The sequence below is a fragment of the Bradyrhizobium sp. 76 genome, assembly GCF_023073025.1.
GTDB lineage: Bacteria > Pseudomonadota > Alphaproteobacteria > Rhizobiales > Xanthobacteraceae > Bradyrhizobium.
Genome location: NZ_JADPIS010000026.1, coordinates 1 through 1,471 on the forward strand (window position 1 = coordinate 1; position 1,471 = coordinate 1,471).

General features: G+C 64.2%; 1 pseudogene. It reads left to right on the top strand.

Features of this window, described 5'->3' with window-relative positions:
* Positions 1-61 precede the first annotated feature (61 nt).
* Positions 62-1,407: pseudogene (locus IVB48_RS07560) on the top strand (IS1182 family transposase).
* Positions 1,408-1,471 lie beyond the last annotated feature (64 nt).

Sequence of the window (1,471 nt, forward strand, 5' to 3'; positions counted from 1 at the left end):
CTAGGAGCCTGTCCAAGTAGTCGCTGGTCAAGCTGGGGCGAGTCTGATTCTTTGCGGGGCTATGAGCAAGGATTTTCGACTCTGGAAGATTGACGAGGCGCAGCTTCTGCCGCCGCGCGTGCAGGACTACCTGCCCAAGGATCACCTATCTCGGCTGGTGGTAGCGCTGGTGCGGGAGGAGCTTGATCTTTCGGCGATTTCCGGCAGCTACCGCAGCGCGCTTGGCCAGCCGCCGTTCGACCCGCGGCTGATGACGGCGATGCTTCTGCATGGCTATGCGAGCGGCATCTACTCGTCGCGGCGGATCGCCAGGGCGGCGGTGGAGCGCGCCGACTTCATGATGATCGTGGCCGGCGACCCGCCGGACTTCCGCACGATCTCGGAGTTCCGCAGGCGTCACCTCAAGGCTCTGGCCGGCCTGTTCGTGCAGGTGCTGAAGCTGGCCGAGAAAGCCGGTTTGGTGAAGCTCGGGCACGTTGCACTCGACGGCACCAAGATCAAGGCGAATGCGTCGAAACACAAAGCGATGAGCTACGAGCGCATGAAGAAGCGGGAAGCGGAGCTTCAAGCCGAGGTGGTCGCTGGCTGAAAGCCGCCGAGGCCGCCGATGCGGAGGAAGACAAGCTCTACGGCGACAAGCGTGGCGACGAGATGCCCGACTGGGTGGCCGACAAGCAGAAGCGGGTTGCGAAGATCCGTGCCGCCAAGGCGGAGTTGGAGGCGGAAGCCAAAGCCGCCGCCGCAGAAGAGATGCGACGCCGCGAAGAGGCGGAAGAGCAACGCAAGAAAGAAGGCCGCAAGAAGACCGGCAAGCCACCGGCGCCGCCGAAACAGGAGCCGGACGGCAAGGCGCAGCGCAACTTCACCGATCCGGAGAGCCGCATCCTGAAGACCAAGGATGGTTACATCCAGGGCTATAACGCGCAGGCCGCAGTCGACGCGACGGCGCAGATCATCGTCGCTCACACGCTCGACAACAACGGCAGCGACCAGGCGCAGTTCGCTCCCTTGCTCGACGGCATCAAGGCCAATCTCAAGCGCAATCCGGACGAAGTCTCGGCCGATGCAGGCTACTGCTCGGCCGCCAATCTTCGCACGCTGAGCCGGCGGCGGATCAAAGGCTACATCGCGACCGGACGACAGAAGCACGGAACCACGTCCCCCACCACCAAGCGGCCGGCCAAGCCCGCCTCGCTGCTCGCCCGGATGAGCGCCAAGCTCAGGCGCGCCGGCCATCGCAGCCGTTACCGGTTGCGCAAGCAGGTGGTCGAGCCGGTGTTCGGGCAGATCAAGGAGGCGAGGGGCTTCCGCCAGTTCCTGCTGCGGGGAATCGAGAAAGTGAAGGCCGAATGGGCGATGATCTGCACCGTCCACAACCTCCGAAAGCTCGCGCTGGCTGCCGGATGAGCGCCGTCATGTTATCGTCTTATCGTCGCGGCCACACCGCGACTAAACAGACAGGCTCCTAGCT